This window comes from Acinetobacter larvae (assembly GCF_001704115.1).
GTDB lineage: Bacteria > Pseudomonadota > Gammaproteobacteria > Pseudomonadales > Moraxellaceae > Acinetobacter > Acinetobacter larvae.
In genome coordinates, this window is the sequence record NZ_CP016895.1 from 2,761,083 (window position 1) to 2,778,294 (window position 17,212).

The 17,212-nt window shown below is 43.5% G+C and carries 14 protein-coding genes; 7 read left to right on the forward strand and 7 right to left on the reverse strand.

Features of this window, described 5'->3' with window-relative positions; genetic code table 11:
- The first annotated feature begins 320 nt into the window (after window positions 1–320).
- Window positions 321–1,826 carry a glycerol kinase GlpK gene (glpK, locus tag BFG52_RS12335; protein WP_067556695.1) on the forward strand — a complete coding sequence of 502 codons (1,506 nt, stop codon included), beginning with the start codon at window positions 321–323 and terminating at the stop codon, window positions 1,824–1,826.
- Window positions 1,827–1,991: 165 nt separating this feature from the next.
- Here the strand turns inward: glpK and BFG52_RS12340 are convergent, their stop codons facing one another.
- The 3 genes from BFG52_RS12340 to BFG52_RS12350 all read right to left on the reverse strand — a co-directional run bounded on the left by BFG52_RS12340 (window position 1,992) and on the right by BFG52_RS12350 (window position 5,704).
- Window positions 1,992–3,527: a DHA2 family efflux MFS transporter permease subunit gene (locus tag BFG52_RS12340; RefSeq protein ID WP_067556697.1), complete on the reverse strand. Its 1,536-nt coding sequence runs from the start codon at window positions 3,525–3,527 to the stop codon at window positions 1,992–1,994.
- 6 nt (window positions 3,528–3,533) lie between these two features.
- Window positions 3,534–4,739 (reverse strand): HlyD family efflux transporter periplasmic adaptor subunit, encoded by a 1,206-nt coding sequence (locus tag BFG52_RS12345; protein WP_067556700.1) that lies wholly within the window; start codon window positions 4,737–4,739, stop codon window positions 3,534–3,536.
- A 467-nt stretch (window positions 4,740–5,206) separates the two neighbouring features.
- Entirely contained in the window at window positions 5,207–5,704 is a 498-nt protein-coding gene (locus BFG52_RS12350; protein WP_067556702.1) for a thioesterase family protein, read from the reverse strand.
- A 108-nt stretch (window positions 5,705–5,812) separates the two neighbouring features.
- On the opposite strand from BFG52_RS12350, the gene hemB reads away from it, so the two are divergent.
- From hemB to BFG52_RS12375, 5 genes are all read left to right on the forward strand, one after another.
- Window positions 5,813–6,823, forward strand: a complete 1,011-nt coding sequence (gene hemB, locus BFG52_RS12355; RefSeq protein ID WP_067556705.1) for a porphobilinogen synthase — start codon at window positions 5,813–5,815, stop codon at window positions 6,821–6,823.
- Window positions 6,824–6,989: 166 nt separating this feature from the next.
- Window positions 6,990–8,114 (forward strand): NAD(P)/FAD-dependent oxidoreductase, encoded by a 1,125-nt coding sequence (locus BFG52_RS12360; RefSeq protein ID WP_067556709.1) that lies wholly within the window; start codon window positions 6,990–6,992, stop codon window positions 8,112–8,114.
- An 81-nt stretch (window positions 8,115–8,195) separates the two neighbouring features.
- On the forward strand, window positions 8,196–8,948 hold the full coding sequence (locus BFG52_RS12365; RefSeq protein WP_067556712.1) for an SDR family NAD(P)-dependent oxidoreductase: 753 nt from the start codon (window positions 8,196–8,198) through the stop codon (window positions 8,946–8,948).
- 262 nt (window positions 8,949–9,210) lie between these two features.
- Entirely contained in the window at window positions 9,211–9,963 is a 753-nt protein-coding gene (locus BFG52_RS12370) for a phosphatase PAP2 family protein (protein WP_067556715.1), read from the forward strand.
- 195 nt (window positions 9,964–10,158) lie between these two features.
- Window positions 10,159–10,971: a BUD32 family EKC/KEOPS complex subunit gene (locus tag BFG52_RS12375; RefSeq protein ID WP_067556718.1), complete on the forward strand. Its 813-nt coding sequence runs from the start codon at window positions 10,159–10,161 to the stop codon at window positions 10,969–10,971.
- Window positions 10,972–11,072: 101 nt separating this feature from the next.
- On the opposite strand, the gene BFG52_RS12380 is transcribed toward BFG52_RS12375, so the two are convergent.
- The 4 genes from BFG52_RS12380 to BFG52_RS12395 form a co-directional block, all read right to left on the reverse strand.
- The gene (locus BFG52_RS12380; RefSeq protein ID WP_067556721.1) at window positions 11,073–12,437 is read right to left on the reverse strand and encodes an ATP-binding protein; all 1,365 of its coding nucleotides are present in this window, start codon (window positions 12,435–12,437) and stop codon (window positions 11,073–11,075) included.
- 14 nt (window positions 12,438–12,451) lie between these two features.
- Window positions 12,452–13,132 (reverse strand): response regulator transcription factor, encoded by a 681-nt coding sequence (locus BFG52_RS12385; RefSeq protein ID WP_067556724.1) that lies wholly within the window; start codon window positions 13,130–13,132, stop codon window positions 12,452–12,454.
- 7 nt (window positions 13,133–13,139) lie between these two features.
- On the reverse strand, window positions 13,140–14,810 hold the full coding sequence (locus BFG52_RS12390; protein WP_067556727.1) for a phosphoethanolamine transferase: 1,671 nt from the start codon (window positions 14,808–14,810) through the stop codon (window positions 13,140–13,142).
- A gap of 249 nt (window positions 14,811–15,059) precedes the next feature.
- Window positions 15,060–16,385 carry an MFS transporter gene (locus BFG52_RS12395; protein ID WP_228703749.1) on the reverse strand — a complete coding sequence of 442 codons (1,326 nt, stop codon included), beginning with the start codon at window positions 16,383–16,385 and terminating at the stop codon, window positions 15,060–15,062.
- A gap of 109 nt (window positions 16,386–16,494) precedes the next feature.
- On the opposite strand from BFG52_RS12395, the gene BFG52_RS12400 reads away from it, so the two are divergent.
- Window positions 16,495–17,178, forward strand: a complete 684-nt coding sequence (locus BFG52_RS12400) for a lysophospholipid acyltransferase family protein (RefSeq protein ID WP_081408706.1) — start codon at window positions 16,495–16,497, stop codon at window positions 17,176–17,178.
- The last annotated feature ends 34 nt before the right edge of the window (window positions 17,179–17,212 follow it).

Below are 17,212 nucleotides of genomic sequence, written 5' to 3' on the forward strand. Positions count from 1 at the left end.
AAATATTTATTAAATACTCTACGGGTAAGAAATAAAAAGAAGGACTACAATATAGTCCTTCAGTAGTGCTCTGGTTAAGAACAACGAACTCACCCACTAAATTGAAGTGAATCACTTCCTTAAAAGATATGTAAATTCAATCGGCAAAACCTTAATCATTACGAGCATACAGGGGACTCGTTCTATCCGTTAAAATATGATGTTTCATGCTAGCGATCATATCTTTCATTTCTATACTCTAAAGATTTAAAATGAGCATTCCCCCCAACCGCTATAAATCAGTTAAAATTAATCCTTTACATCGGCTGTAGTGTACTTTTATGGGTTATTTACTGGCGCTTGATCAAGGAACCACATCCAGTCGAGCAATTATTTTTGATGAACAAGGTCGTGTACAAGCAACAGCGCAACGGGAAATCCATATTAAAACGCCACAATCGGGCTGGGTTGAACAAGATGCGCAAGAAATTTGGACAACCCAAATTGCTGTTGTACAACAAGCCATCGCCAGTGCCCGCCTATTAGCAACCGATATTCGTGCCATGGGACTGACCAATCAACGTGAAACAACCGTGGTCTGGGATAAAAAAACCGGTCGCCCCTTAGCGCCAGCAATTGTTTGGCAAGATCGTCGTGCCAGCACATGGTGCAATCAATTGATTGGGCAGGGTTTACAACAGAAGATTCAGCAAAAAACCGGCTTAAGGATCGATCCCTATTTTAGTGCGGGGAAATTAGTCTGGTTATTAGAACATACTACCGGGCTACGTGAGCTAGCCAAACAAAATCGTGTAGCTTTTGGCACCATTGACAGTTGGTTGATCTGGAACCTCACCCAAGGCGCGCAGCATGTTATTGAGTGTAGTAATGCGTCACGCACCATGCTGATGAACTTGGATCAGCAACAATGGGATGAAGAACTACTCGACCTATTTGATATCCCTGCAAATATACTGCCTAAAATCATTCAATCCGATCAACACATTGCCGATACAGCAACCGGACTATTAGGTGCCAACATTCCCATCACTGGTGTGTTGGGGGATCAGCAAGCCGCATTATTTGGACAATCCTGCATGGAAATCGGGATGGCCAAAAACACCTATGGCACAGGCTGTTTTATGCTCTTTAATACTGGTGAACAACGGCAAAGTAGTCAAAATCAATTACTCAGTACCATTGCTTGGCAATGCAGACAGCAACAGCACTATGCACTCGAAGGCAGCGTTTTTATGGCAGGCGCTATTGTGCAATGGTTACGTGATAATTTGGCAATGATTCAAAGTAGTGCCGAAGTCGAACAACTGGCGTGTCAGGTTGAAAGCAGTGATGGTGTGGTTTTGGTCCCCGCATTTACGGGGCTGGGTGCCCCTCATTGGGATAGCGATGCCCGTGCTTTACTCTGTGGCATGTCACGTGGTACCAACAAGGCGCATATTGCCCGTGCAGCATTGGAAGCAATCGCCTTTCAAGTGTCTGATGTACTTACTGCAATGCAATCCGACATTGGTCATCCACTCAAAGAGTTACGTGTAGACGGCGGTGCCAGTCAAAATGACATGCTCATGCAATTTCAGGCCGACATTTTAAATGTACCAGTATTACGCCCGCAATTATTAGAGTCCACCGCTTGGGGAGCCGCAGCAATGGCAGGACTCAGTATCGGGATGTTTTCCAGTTTGTCTGATATTCAGCAATCATGGCAATTACAACGTGCTTTTGAGCCCCAAATGAGTGCAGATCAACGCCAAGCCCATCTTCAACAATGGCAACAGGCCTTGGCGCGATGCCGATCAGATGTACCTCGTAATCATTTGCACACTTAAGCACTAGATTATTCAGATGCGAAGCAACCACTGCTTCGCAATAAACTATTGATAGTTAAAATAATAAAATAAAAACAATACAAACATGAGCCTTTGCCACCTCATCAAAGGCATGAGCCAGTGGGTTCTTCCTCGTCTCAGACACAATGCTCACACGATGCTCCATCACTCATGCGGCATCGCACCTACCGCCCCACCACTCTTTGGCTTCGGGCAGAGCCAGATCAAGCCGGCGGCAAAAACAAAGACCAATGAAAAGATCAGGAAGACATGATTGACCGACAACGTTAAAGCTTCTTTGTCGACAATTTGTGAAATGATCGCGAGGCTTGATAAGGGTTCCAGCCCATTCGCCTGTAATTGCTGCAAAGTTGTGTCACTTTGCAGACGTGCCACCATATCACTACGCGCAACCGATGCCTGACTATCCCACAGGGTAATGGCGATTGAAGCCCCAATTGCACCAGCCATGGTACGAACAAAGTTCATCAGCCCCGCGGCAGAGGCGACTTCATCTGGGCGTACCGCCGCCAAAGCAATATTATTTAAGGGAATAAAGAAAAATGGTACAGCAAAGCCCTGCAAAATTTGCGGCCAGGCTAAGGTCATAAAATCAGCATCACTGGTCCAAAAAGAGCGCATAAAAGTTGCAACAGCAAGCAACATAAGACCAATAAAGGCCAAAGCACGCGCGTCATATTGAGTAGAAAGCTTAGCAACCAAGGGAGACATGGTTAAGCTCCCAATGCCCATCGTCGCAGTCAGATAACCTGCCCATGTCGCGGTATATCCCAAATTGATTTGTAACCACTGCGGAATTAATACAATACTGCCAAAAAATACGCCAAAGGCAAAAGCCAATGACATGGTCGCAATACTAAAGCCCCTATAACGAAAAATTTTAATATTTACAATCGGATGCTGTTCGGTACTCTCCCAAATGATAAAAACAATAAAACCAATCAGTGCAATGACTGCCAAAGCACAGATTATCGTGTTATTAAACCAGTCCCGATCATGCCCCAAATCGAGCATCAACTGCAATGCAGCGATCCACAATACCAACAGCCCAAGCCCTATCGCGTCAATGTTTAAACGTGCTTTGGTCGTCTCTGCCACCGCCAATAAACGTAAACCGCCCAATGCACAAGCGATCCCCACCGGTACATTAATAAAAAAGATCCAATGCCAAGACCAGTTATCACTAATATAGCCCCCTAAGATCGGCCCTAAAATCGGTCCCAAGACAGTAGTCATTGCCCAAAGTCCCAATGCCTGCGCATGTTTTTCTGGCGGGAAAATACGCATTAATAAGGTTTGGCTCAAGGGCATAATAGGACCACCAAACAGCCCCTGCCCAATACGACAAATCACCAGCATACTCAAGCTCGTCGATAAACCACAAAGAATGGAAAATACCGTAAAACCGATCAGGCAAATACCGTAGACCTTGACGGCACCAAAACGCCCAGCCAACCAGCCAGTCAGCGGTACGCAAATTGCTTCAGCCACGGCATATGAGGTAATCACCCATGTACCTTGTGCGCTTGACACCGCAAGACTGCCGGTCATATGGGGTAAGGAGACATTGGCGATGGTCATATCTAATACCACCATAAAATTGGACAATGCCAATAAAAATGCCGCCAGCAATAATTGAGTACCCGAGAGGTCCTTATAATTAAAAGTTTGACTATTCATAGCGAATTACTTCGCTGTTGTGCTTGTCGGGATCTGCGGCGTTGCAGCAGCATCCTTGCTTGCGGATGCCAAATCGACCGTCACATTCATGGACAATCCCACACGCAAAGGGTGCTGCGCCAATTGCTGCGGATCTAGCTGAATACGCACGGGTAAACGCTGTACTACTTTAATCCAGTTACCTGTTGCATTCTGTGCTGGAATCAAGGCGAAGGCAGCACCCGTTCCACCCGAAAAGCCTTGAACAATACCATCGTAAATCACTTTATCGCCATATAAGTCGGCAGTTAATGTTGCTTTTTGCCCGACCTTTACTTTTTGTAATTGGCTTTCTTTAAAGTTGGCATCGACATAAAGCTGCTGAATGGGCACCACTAACATCAACTTACTCCCCGGCGCCACACGCTGCCCAACCTGAATACTCCGATTCGCAACAATGCCATCGATAGGGGCATATATTTCTGTACGCTGTAACTCCAAACGCGCTTGTGCAACACGTGCTTTGGCTGCCAATACATCTGGGCTATCATTTTGTTCAGCCCCCATAATCAATGCCTGATTTGCTTCTAAGTTACTTTGAGCTGCTTTACGTTTCGATTGCGCTTGCATCAAAGTCGCTTGTGCAACATTGAGATTGGCTTGTGCTGTGGTCAAAGCAGTACTGGCTTTACTCAACTCCTCTTGGGAAATTGCGCCGCTGATCGCCAGCTGTTGACGGCGACGAAACTCATCCATGGCTTGTTTAACACTCGCCTCTGCTTGTAAAACTTGCGCTTTGGCGGCTTGAATATCATCCTGACTGGCCAAGACTTGAGAATCTAAGGCCCGGCTATTGGCGGCGGTTTGCTGGTACAGACGCTGCGTCTTTGCCAGTTCTGCCTCTGCTTGCGCCAAAGCTATATGTGCATCCCGTGGATCAATACGTGCCAATAAATCGCCTTTACGCACCGCAGCAGTATTACTCACTTTGATTTCAGCGACCTGTCCCGTGACCATAGACGTAATCTCTGCATTTTCAGCTGCCACATAAGCATTATCTGTACTGACTTGCTGGGCAAACATCAGCCGCCACAATACATAAATGAAGGCAATGAGCAACAACACTGCGAGGAGCAGTAATAACCATTTTTTACGTTGTGTTTTAGACTTGAGGGGATGGGGCGATGCGGTCTCAGCTGGCAAGGTCTCAGTTTGATTATGCTCAACAGTCATGATTTATCCTTTTTAAAAAGCAATCCTAGACATCGTTTTATTTAACGACAGCATTTTATTATGATTTTATGGTGATCTTTAGCTGATCAATCGTTCTATTCTAGCGCAGCGCTAAAAGATAGCCAGTGATTGATCAGCACATCCTGATAACGGAGCAAGTAATATTGACAGTGCAAACGGCATATCACAACACAGCATGTATTTTAAACAACGACGATATCTAAACTGCAGAAAATGCAATGTGCCAAGTCAAACTTAAAAAAAGCTTAAAAAGCTACAGCATTTAAAATTCTCAACAGCGCTGTTGCACAATATTGTCATCAACTGAGCCTAGCATGCCATGTTTCAATGTGCTTTTTATTGACCCTTCATGCAAACAACGGCTGTCATCTGAAACAATACATATGCTCCCGAAACACACATTCCAGCCCACACTATTGATGCCTGCTCAGGTCAATCATATCGAGCTAATAGGCATATGAGGCAATCCCCGCTGCTATGGATTGACCTTGATCATTGATTAAAAGCATACGCATGGTGCAACTTTTTCGACCCAGCCGTAAAACTTCTGCCGTCGCCGTAAAGTATTGCCCACGACCTGGTGCCAAATAATCGACACGCATATCAACCGTTGCCAGACGAGCCACTTTTTGGGTGGTTTCAGGCAGGGTGTCTGCGCTTGCCTGTTTGTATAATTCTCCCATCGCCACAATGCCACCAATACTGTCTAAGACCGTTGCTGCAACTCCACCATGTAAAATCTGAAAGGCGGCATTGCCAATTAAACTGGGCTGCATCTCGATATAGGCTTGTATTTCACCATCGACCAAGCGCATCTGCATCATGTTGTGCAATAAAAAAGGTGAGGCATTAAATGCCTGTACCAATTGTGCCAGCACGACTTGCAAATCGAATTGCGGGTCAAATTTGATATGACCTGTCCATTTGTCTTGTGAAGTGTTCATAATCTATCCAATTATTGATTTGCTAAAAAAAACAGGGCGCTTTTGCACAAATTTCCTGTTTCAAGGGCTACAATGAGAAATAGTTTAATACCGAACATCGAGATTGTTATGACATATACGTTCAATCGTCCTGCATTTCCTGCCACTCGTATGCGCCGTATTCGAAAGAACGACCAATTGCGTGCCATGGTCAGCGAAACTCAACTCAATGCTGACCATTTAATTTACCCAGTTTTTGTATTACCTGGACAAAATCAGACACAAGATGTTCCAAGCATGCCGAATGTACAACGCTTATCGGCAGACCGCTTAGTCAAAAAAGCAGAACAACTCCTCAACTTAGGCGTTTCTAAACTGGCACTTTTTCCAGTTACCCCACAACAAGACAAAAGCCTCAATGCTGAAGCCGCTTGGCATGATGATGGCTTGGTACAACAGACCTTACGCCTACTCAAAAAAGAATTACCCGAGATGGTCCTGATTACCGATGGCGCACTTGATCCCTATACCACACATGGTCAAGATGGCATTATCGATGACAGCGGCTATGTACTCAATGACATCACCACAGACTGTCTGGTCAAACAAGCGCTCAGCCATGCAGCAGCGGGTGCCGATGTCATTGCGCCCAGCGATATGATGGATGGTCGCATTGGAGCAATTCGTCAAGCACTCGAACAACAGGGTTTTATCGATACCAATATCATGGCCTACTCTGCCAAATATGCATCAAGTTTTTATGGTCCATTCCGTGATGCGGTAGGTTCTGCATCAAACCTCAAAGGTGGCAATAAAAACACCTACCAGATGGATGTCGGCAATCGCCTTGAAGCCTTGCATGAAATCGCGTTGGACATCCAAGAAGGTGCCGATATGGTGATTGTAAAACCCGGCATGCCATACTTAGATGTAGTCCGTGAAGTCAAAAACCAATTTGCGATTCCAACCTTTGTCTATCAAGTCAGTGGTGAATATGCCATGTTAGCCGCAGCCATCGCCAATGGCTGGTTATCTGAAAGCGTCATTATGGAATCTTTATTGTGTTTCCGCCGTGCTGGTGCCGATGGGATCTGGACCTATTATGCAGAACATGCAGCACGCCAACTCAAAGCAATGTAAAACCAACCAACAAGATCATATACTGTCGAACAGGCGCATTTTAAGCGCAAGGTCGAAACAGCTTGTGATGGTCTGATGGGTCAATCGCAATCTTGGCATTGATCCATCCCCCTTATGCCAGAACGTGGTCTATAGTTTTTATCGTTAACCCAAATATGAGTGCAAGATGCATATCGCCATCATTGGTGCAGGGATCTCTGGTCTTCTCTGTGCATTCGAGTTTCTAGAACAAGGCTGTCATGTCAGCCTCTATGATCAACAACATTTCGGTCGCGCAGCTTCTTGGGCGGGTGGCGGAATTTTATCGCCTATGTATCCTTGGCGTTATCCAGATGCAGTCAATCAACTGGCACGTCATGGCAAAGCGTTATATCAACACTATAATGCGCAACTCTTGCCACAGACGGCTATCGATTTTGAGATTGAACATAGCGGTATGCTCATTTTTGATGCAGATGACTTTGCCATTGGGCAAGCCTATGCTGAAAAATACCAAGACCCAATGCAACGCTGTCAACATGTCCAAAGCGAGCAGTTACAACGCATCAACCCTCGTCTTGCAGCAACATGGCAACAAGCGCTTTATTTCCCAGCATTGTCCAATATCCGCAACCCGCGCGTTTTACAATCGCTGCAAGCATATGTACAGCAACATCCCCGCGCACAGGTCTATCCCCAACACACCATCCAGCAATTTAAAATGCGGGGGCAGCGCATAGACGCTGCAATCACGCAGCACAATGAACAGATCTATGCCGATCACTTTGTTTTAGCAACTGGTGCATGGTCTGCCGAATGGGAACAACAACTACGCTGTCATATTCCTGTTGCGCCAGTACAAGGTCAGATGCTGTTATTTAAAACGCCTGCACACTGGTTACCGACCATGTGTATGAATGACGTGATGTATCTGATTCCACGACGCGATGGGCATATTGTTTGCGGCTCCAGTGTACGACATTGCGGTTTTGACACCCGTCCAGATACCCATATCTCGGCAAAAATTTATGCAGCAAGCATTGCCATGGTGCCAGAATTGGCGCATTTCCCAATCATCAAACAATGGGCGGGTCTAAGACCGGGTTCACCAGACGGTATTCCATATATCGGTGCAATGCCTGAAATTGACAACCTATGGGCTAACTTTGGACATTATCGTAATGGCTTATGTATGGGACCCGCTGCAGCACGTTTACTGCGACAATTGCTCTTGGCACAACAGCCCTTTATCGATCCCAGTGCCTATAGCACCACACGACTTCATATCGATCAACAACATATTGCCAGCTAAAGTAGTTGAAACACTTGACCTCAACTTAACTTGAGCTTGTAGGCTATGGATTTGGTGATCTTATAGCGCGTAGAAATAGGTATGTCAGAACAACTTGCCGCACGAAATTTTGTCATTTATGGCGTGAGCCGTGGTCTGGGTAAAGCCCTTGTTGAGTCTATTCCCAGACCACATGATCAGGTCTATGGCATTGCCCGAACCGCGCCACGTTTAAAGCGTCCTATACAATGGATTGCGGCAGATTTGGCGCACGCTCAAACCAGTGTTTTACAAGTCAAACAACAGATACAAAATCAGACGATTGATGTGCTGATCTATAATGTCGGTATTTGGGAACACAATGCATTTTCGTCAGATTATGACTTCGAACACTTACAAGCCGATGAAATCCAAATGATGTTACAGACCAATATCAATGCCTGTATTTTGCATATACAAGCGCTATTGGAAAACCTACGTCACTCCAGCAATGCCAAAATTATTTTGATTGGTTCAACCTGGGGGGTCGACAATCACAATGGTCACGAATTGGTATTCTCTGCCTGTAAATATGCACTACGTGGTATTGCACAGTCACTACGCGAAATCCTCCGAAGAGATGCTATTGCGGTCACAGTGCTCAACTTAGGCTACCTTGCCAGCACAGATCAGCCCATGACCGACCATGCAGCCTCCGCAGAGCATGACATTGCACCTGATCAGGATGACCATCATCAACAAGCACTTATTCCACTACAAGATGTCATTCATGCCGTGAACTTTATCTTAGCCACCAGCTCATATAGCTGTGTCAAAGAAATTTTAATGCCTGCCATGCAAGATCGTAATGTCTAAGCACAAAGCAACACAGCACTGCCGTCTATGCGCATCTATAATATCCCCCAGCAGGCTTTGTACTGGAACGGCGGTTTTATTTAAGCCTCGTTTTATACACGAGGTTTTTTATTTATACTTAGATATATTGCAGTAAGATTTTGTTTTTAAAAACATATTATAAGAATAACCGTAAAAATAGAGATGCCTTAAGCTTCGCTTCAGTTTTATTGTGCTTAATCACGTCATCTTGCGCCTGACGCTATTCGGGATCTCTATAAAAATGGATCTAAAACATCATAATCAGCAACGACTACAACAAAAATATCTATACCACGATGTTGTACTACTCAGCATCAGCGCCTTGGCTTTATATTATTTTGATCCGATTGGCGGCTGGTTAGACCGCCTATTCATTACGCCATGGATTGCACCGCAAGGGTTTTTCCCTTACCAACAAAATTGGTATCTACGTGATATTCAACATGACTTATTTAAGAAAATCCTGATTGGCTGTTATAGCGTATTTCTGATCTTGTGGCTCATCTCATTTCGCTCACCACGTTTCGCCGCACAACGCTGGCACTATGCCTATATGTTTTTTGGCGCTGCCCTCTCTACCGCCGTGATCGGTTTGCTCAAAGCTTTTTCTGTACATGACTGCCCATGGAATATGCTGCAAAGTAGCCCCCAAGGCTGGGTGTGGCATTTACAGGGCATCAAAGGGCAATGCTTCCCGGGTGGGCATGCCAGTACGGGATTTGCCATGATGACTGGCTATTTTGTCTATCGACTACAACAGCCCAAACGTGCCCAATTCTTTCTTTGGCTCGGTTTAGCCCTTGGTTTTATGCTCGGTTGGGGGCAGATGATGCGTGGTGCGCACTTTCTCAGTCATAATTTATGGAGCGCATGGATCATTTACGCTTTACACAGTGGTTTGCAAATGAGCGACATGTGCTGGCGTTATTTTTCGCGTATCGGCAGACTGGCGTCAATAGGGCAAAAAAGCATATTAAACAAAAAAAATCATTGAAATAATAAAAGAAAAATCAAAAAACTGATCGATGTCCTGTATGATAAAATGCGCTTTAGACAACAGTCCTCATATGATTATGTCTGATACCATACGGTTCGTTTTGGATATTCTAGTCTACAACATACCTTGATTCAATTTGCTTTGAAGCAGCACATTCAATCGTGCTGTTTGCTATACATGAGTTGCTACCGCATGAATAATTTCAGTGTATTTCTTCAGGAATCACTCGCCAAACAGCAAGATAATATTCAGTCTTATACCGTTGCTACACAGAAAGTCTGGTTAAAGAAAGCGACTGCACGACACTCAACTTGGATTTATACGCCGCTACGCTGGCTCGCACGTTTATTTAAACTCAATGCCCTGACCCCAATTCCCAATCTCGGCGGTACGCAAGCGATTCAATGTGAAATTCAACGTATTGAAGCTCTCAAAGCTCTGGGGGTTTCGGTCCCGCAAATCTTGGCAACGCAGCCAGAAGGCTTGCTCACCCTAGACGCGGGGCAGCAATATGGCTTACCCATGTATCAACTCGATCAAACGCTGGCACAATGCCCAGACCCCGTTAAAAAATTTCAATATTTTCGTTATGCTTTAGACGCGATCCAGCACATCCACAATCAAAATAGTTACTTAAGTGAAGCTTTTGCGCGTAATATTTTGGTTGATGAGCAGTTTCATTTTATTTTCATTGACTTTGAGACAGATCCAGGTCGTGTACTGGATATTGCAACCTGTCAGGCTCGAGACTGGTTATGCTTTTTATTTTCGACAGTCCGCGCTTTTGATGAACAAGAACTACAACAGGTTAGTGAAATGATTTGCACCTGCGTACAAAACCATCCTGCGGTCTATCAGCATATACGGGATGTCGGCAATAAACTGCGTTGGGCCAATCGTTTTAACTTTAAGCGTATTGGTCATGATGGGCAGCGTATTCAACAATGTTTACTATTCTTTCAAATCCTTGAGAAATATCGTCCATCACAATTGCCCACGGCTTAAAATAACAGCTGTTCTCTCCAGCAGACTGAGCTCAAGCAGCGCAAACATCTCAGCTCAATCTCTGCCGAAGAGCAATGTTGATGTTGCTATAGACTGAGACATTATGCCGTGGGATTGGATGAGCTGCTGTTGGGCACGCTCTGATCTAACATAGGCAGATCCACTTGTACCCTTAAACCGCCTAATTCACCACTACGCCCCAGTTCTAAACGCCCGCCCAGTTGCTGAATGGCAGCATCTACAATGGCCAAACCCAATCCACTGCCAACCGCCACATGATGATGGACACGATAAAAACGTTTTAATACTTTTTCATATAATGCCTCAGGCAAGCCAGGTCCACTGTCTTCAATCACAATACGGGCTACAGATTCTGGTCCGGGTCCTACGGCAATATTGATAATACCCGCTTGTGGGGTATATTTAATGGCATTGTCTAATAGATTATAGACAATAGAATGCACCGAATATTCCACACTATGCAGCATGACATCTTGATTTTGTGTCCACCCCATATCGATATCTTTTTGCATGGCTAAATGGATTAATTGTTCCATGCACTGTAATACCACGCCATTGACCTTAAAATCGCTGCATTGCGCTAATAGATCAAAAGCAGCATCTTGTTTTGCCAATAACAATAATTGACTCACCAAATGTTGAATACGCGCTAAGCCCTGACTGAGTTTATCGAGATTATGATGGTCTGCGTTTTCATTTAATAAAATTTGGATCTGCAAATTTAATGCGGTAATCGGGGTACGTAATTCATGTGCAGCATCGGCAATAAACTGACGTTGTTCTTGTTGGGCACTAGAAATCCGTGCAAATAAATAGTTCATTTCCTGAATGGTGGGCAGCAGTTCTTGTGGATAATGCTGATCTTGAATCGGTTCTAGATCATTGGAACTACGTTGTGCTAAATCCATTTTAAAATCATCTAATGGTCTAAAATTACGCCGTACAATCCAGACCATTCCCAACAGCGCCAAAGGGAAAATCATCAGATATGGTAACAACATACTGCCTGCCAAACGCCATGCTAAATTTTGTCGCGTCTCGACTTGTTGACTGATCTGAATCTGATATTCTGCTGTTGGAATAATATAGCTAATCCATTGCTCATTGGCACTCTCATGCCAGTAAAAACCAGCCTGACGCTGTGCTGCTAAAAGTAAATTCTGTCCATCAGTGGTATGATGTAAATCACGGTCACCATAGGCCCAAACATCTACCAATAAATCTTGTTCCCGATAGTGTTTATTCTCATCATAATGACTACGCATGGGTCTTAAATTGAGCGAGACACGCTGTGCTAAATACACCATTTGCGCATCTAATATTTCATTAATTTCATTGAGTGCAATCCGATAAGACGTAAACAATGAAATCGCACCCAAAATTAAACTAAACAAAGAAGTATATAAAATTAAACGACGCTTTAAGGAATAATGTTGTCTGGGCATGACATGAAACCATCCTATGCTTGGGTGCTCAGACCCAGTCTATAACCTAAGCCACGAATGGTTCGTATAAAGTTTTTACCGAGTTTGACACGTAAATGATGCACATAAACTTCTATGGTATTGCTGTTGATTTCACTATCAAACGCATACAGCTTATCTTCTAAATCTGTCTTAGAAAATATTTTATTGGGATGTGTCATCAATGGAATCAGAATTGCCCATTCACGATTTGATAATTCCAACGGCTCACCTCGCCACAAAGCAAGGTGTTGTTCAACATCTAATTCTAAATCACCACGCTTCAGTTTCTCTGGTTGTGTGGTGCGATAGGCATCACTACGACGCAACAATGCCATAATACGCGCAAACAGTTCATCAAATGCATAAGGCTTAACCAGATAATCATCGGCACCTTGGTTTAAACCAGCCACCCGATTATGCACCTGATCCCGTGCTGAAATAATCAGCACGGGCAAGTGATGTGCTTTTTGCCGAATTTGCTTTAATACCTGCATGCCATCCATTAAAGGCAAACCTAAATCCAGCAACACCAAATCAAACTCTTGCTGTGCAACATGCTTTAAACCATCCAGACCATTATTTACCCAGACGACTTCAAATTGCTGTAATCGCAATAAAGTCATTGTCGACTCAGCAATCATAAAGTCATCTTCTATCATTAATATTCTGGTCATGTGCAATTTACCCTGATTCAGTTGTGGAGCACTGCTGCATTAAGTCGAAATGACGATCAATCACTTTAGACTCAATATTTAATAAGCTTAATGTCGTTGGAAATAAATTATCCTGACTGACTGCATGGTCTTTGAGTTTCTGCAAACAACCATACTGCCCTGGATTGCTCTGCTGCCAATTCGATGAAAACCATATCAACATTGGAATATGGGTTTGTTGACTGGGTGAGAAACGATACGGCGCACCATGTAAGTACATGCCTTTTTCTCCTGTCGATTCTCCATGATCTGATAAATACCATAATGCGGTCTGATGACTCGACTGCTGTTTTAAGACCTCAATCAACTGATTCAAAATATAATCGGTATAGTAAATGGTATTATCATAACTGTTCAGCAACTGTTGACGACTACAGCCCTGAATTGCATTAGTATCACAGGTCGGCTTAAATTTTCTAAACGCTGGTGGTATACGTTTATAATAAGCGGGTCCATGACTCCCCAGCTGATGTAAAACCAGCAACCGCGGTTGCGTATCATCTATAGCGATCTGTTTTAAATAATCTGTCAGACTATCGATTAAAATACCATCCAAACACTCTTTGCCCTGACACCATTTCTGTGTAATGGCAGCAGGAATCACATAGCGTTCTACGCGATCACAGGTTCCTTTACACCCCGAGTTATTGTCGATCCAAGTCACTTTATAACCAGCACGTTGCGCAATATCTAATAAGCCTTCTCGATGACTGGCTAATTGTTCATCATATTCTACCCGTGGCATTCCTGAAAACATACAGGGCACCGATACTGCTGTTGCAGTACCACAAGAACTGGCTTGGCTGAAATTGATTAAATCCGTTTGTGCTGCCAATAATGGATTGGTGTCTTGAGCATAACCATTTAGAGAAAAACTTTCTGCCCGTGCTGTTTCACCCACCACGATGACCAGTAATTTGGCTTTTTGCCCAGCAACTACTTTTTGCAATAGATGAGCATCTAGCCCATAGCGCAATAGAGGCTGGTTTTTTTGTGGTATTTTATGTTTTATATAAGAATAACTGGCTGCAATAGTATTTTGCGGTGAAATTAATCCTTTTAAACTGCGATGCTCACGAAAGATCGCGGCATAATCGACATAAAAAATAAATAACAGCGCCAAAATACATGCCAATGATAGCAAAGCATTGACAAGCTTATGCCGCACGATTTGTAGATAAGTCTGTTCTTTAATACTCACCATGAACAGAAGTAATAAAATCGGCAATAACACCATCAAGAGAAACCAACCAATTAAGCGCCACGACAAAAGATCTCGTGCTTCGGTATGGTCGGTTTGCATAATATTCTGAATTTGATCTGCGCTAATAACGATACCCAGTGAGCTCACAAAATAAGCACTCAACCCAGCAAGCAGCAATAAAATCACCGCAAGCCATTTAAAACTGCGACGCCATTGTAGGAACTGAAAAATAAAATTATAGAAAGCAACAAGAATGACTACTGTTGCCGCAATAAATAGATAAGCTTTGATGCCTTGATAAGGTGTTAAAGCATAAACATGCTGAAAAAAAGTTAAATTCAATACACCAGCAATCCAGATGGCTAAAATCAAATTCAGGCTTCCCAACGACAGTGTAATGCGCTTATTTTGCCTTTTTTGTAGGTTTTTTTGCATAATTGAGATCAATTCTTTAAACAGAATAAATATAGACAATCAAACTTAAAAAAGACTTAAGATTGCCGTATTCACTTGTTGTATTGTTAAATGTTGATGTTGGTCTATTTATTCTGGTTTTTTACTTTGAATCCTTAGACCAACTTTATTTGAGCGCACTTAATATATTGAATAACTTATCTTTTATATAGAGATTTAAAACTGTTTCCAGTATTTAAATGCATAATTTACAACCTTTAAATACGCATGTTATTTTTTCCAATCTGTTTTTTCCTGCCCGTGTTTCCGACCTGTTTTTCCTGTTTGAGCAAACCAGTTATAAATGGGCCACAACAATACGATTCCGAGCAAGCTAATCAGCGTTAAATAATCTTGATAGCCCAGTAAATCGCCCAGCATGCCGCTTAGACTATATAAAGCACCACTGACCAATGCCATGATAGAAACTTGTAAGCTAAAATCGGTAGCAGCATACTGTTTACGGCTATAACGCATCACCAAAGTCAGTACCACCACCAACAACATGGCTGAAAATAAATCCTCCAATGCATTGAGAATATAAATCCACAGTGGTGCGATATGCTGTTTCTGTTCATAACACGCCGCTAAGTAAACAAAAGCAGCCAAGCTGGCTAACTTTAAAACAGAGAACAACAATAAAGCCCAACGTCGCCCTAAATACTGTACTCCTAGACTTCCCAATAATGCACCGACTAATGCTGCCGCAGCACCAAACATAGTGATATAAATCCCTATCTGACTCAGGCTTAAACCTAAATCAACCAATAATGGTTTTAAAATTGGTCCCGACAAACCATCTGTCACTTTCATACTGAGTAGAACCCAAAACCAAGCCCATAAGATCGGGTGATGCCGAAAATATGCCCAATAAGCTTTTATGGCATAGAATAGGGTTGTGTTCGCAATGGGCGAATTAGGCTTTTGCCTCAGCTGCGTTTTGTTTTGATGTTCTTTTTCTTTATACCTTAGAATCGGGATACTGTTGAACAGCACCAAGGCTGCCAATAATAAAAAACTCCATTGCCAGTTTAACCAGTCCAGCATCCATAAAATAACTCCGCCCCCAACGATAAAGCCCAAACGTGAACCGATCACTTGCAGCATATTGCCCCAGTGCATATTGTCGGAGCACAAGCTATGTACAGCCAATGCATCGGTTGCAATATCTTGGGTTGCACCCAAACTATTGAGGCAGAGCAGCGCAATAAAAAATACCAAAAGCAAATGCGTCTGATACAACTGAGCGATGGGGAAAAAGGCCAAAGCCGTCAAGAGCAGCACACTACTCAACTGCGTGACTAAAATCCAACTTCGATAATGCCCATAACGATTTGAGCCATAACGATCGACCCACGGCGCCCATAATGCTTTAATTGCCCAAGGCAACATTAATACACCAAAACCACCAATATGAGCCAAAGAAACCCCTTCATAGCGTAAAATCACAGGCAATGCGTGGGTCATAAAGCCCACGGGCAACCCTTGTGCCCAATACAAACTAAACAGTAAGACATACAGTGATGCATGTTGCAATTGCGTTGAGCTGGGTTGCACAGCTTTCCCCTATCTTGATTTACGCTTCATCATGATCTGCAATTGCTAGATCGAAAGGACTGAATTATGCTGTAGCGCTTTACCGATCACAATGGATGTGTGTTATACAATGTCTATAAAAAAAAGTGCTACAAAAAACAGCGCTACAAAAGCAGTATCAGCAGCAACGCAGTCTACCAAGTTCCCAACACTATTAGATCAACCCCCGCAACGTGGCAATCGTTTCAGCCGTGCCTTATTTAAAAATCTTTTTTTAGCGCAAGGTTGGCAACTACAGGGTGAGATTCCCAATCTTGCCAAAGCAGTTGCAATCGTTGCGCCGCATACCTCCAATTATGATGCTTGGTATGGCTTCTTGGCGATGCTGGGCTTAGGTATACGGCTGACTATATTTGGCAAACATAGTCTGCTCAAAGGACCCCTAAAAAATTTCTATCGCTGGATGGGGGTTATTCCAATTTTCCGCGAAAGCCCTCAAGGCATGACTCAGCAAATCGTTGAGCAAATCCAGCAACATGACAAAATTTGGATTGGTATAGCGCCAGAAGGAACACGTAAAGCCGCAACCAAAATTAAAAGCGGTTTTTATCATATTGCGCAAGCGGCCAATTTACCCATTGTGATATTTGCTTTGGATTATGCCAATAAAAGCATTCGTGTCTTAGCGGTCTTCCACCCCACTGGAGACTATGAGGCTGATCTAGCAAAGATTCTTGACTATTATCGGGGCAATTTTTCCGCAAAAAATTCGCATTGGCTCTCAAAACCTTTTACAAAAACGTTGGAAAAATAGCTAGAAATAGCAGGCATTATCTGTTGATATGTGT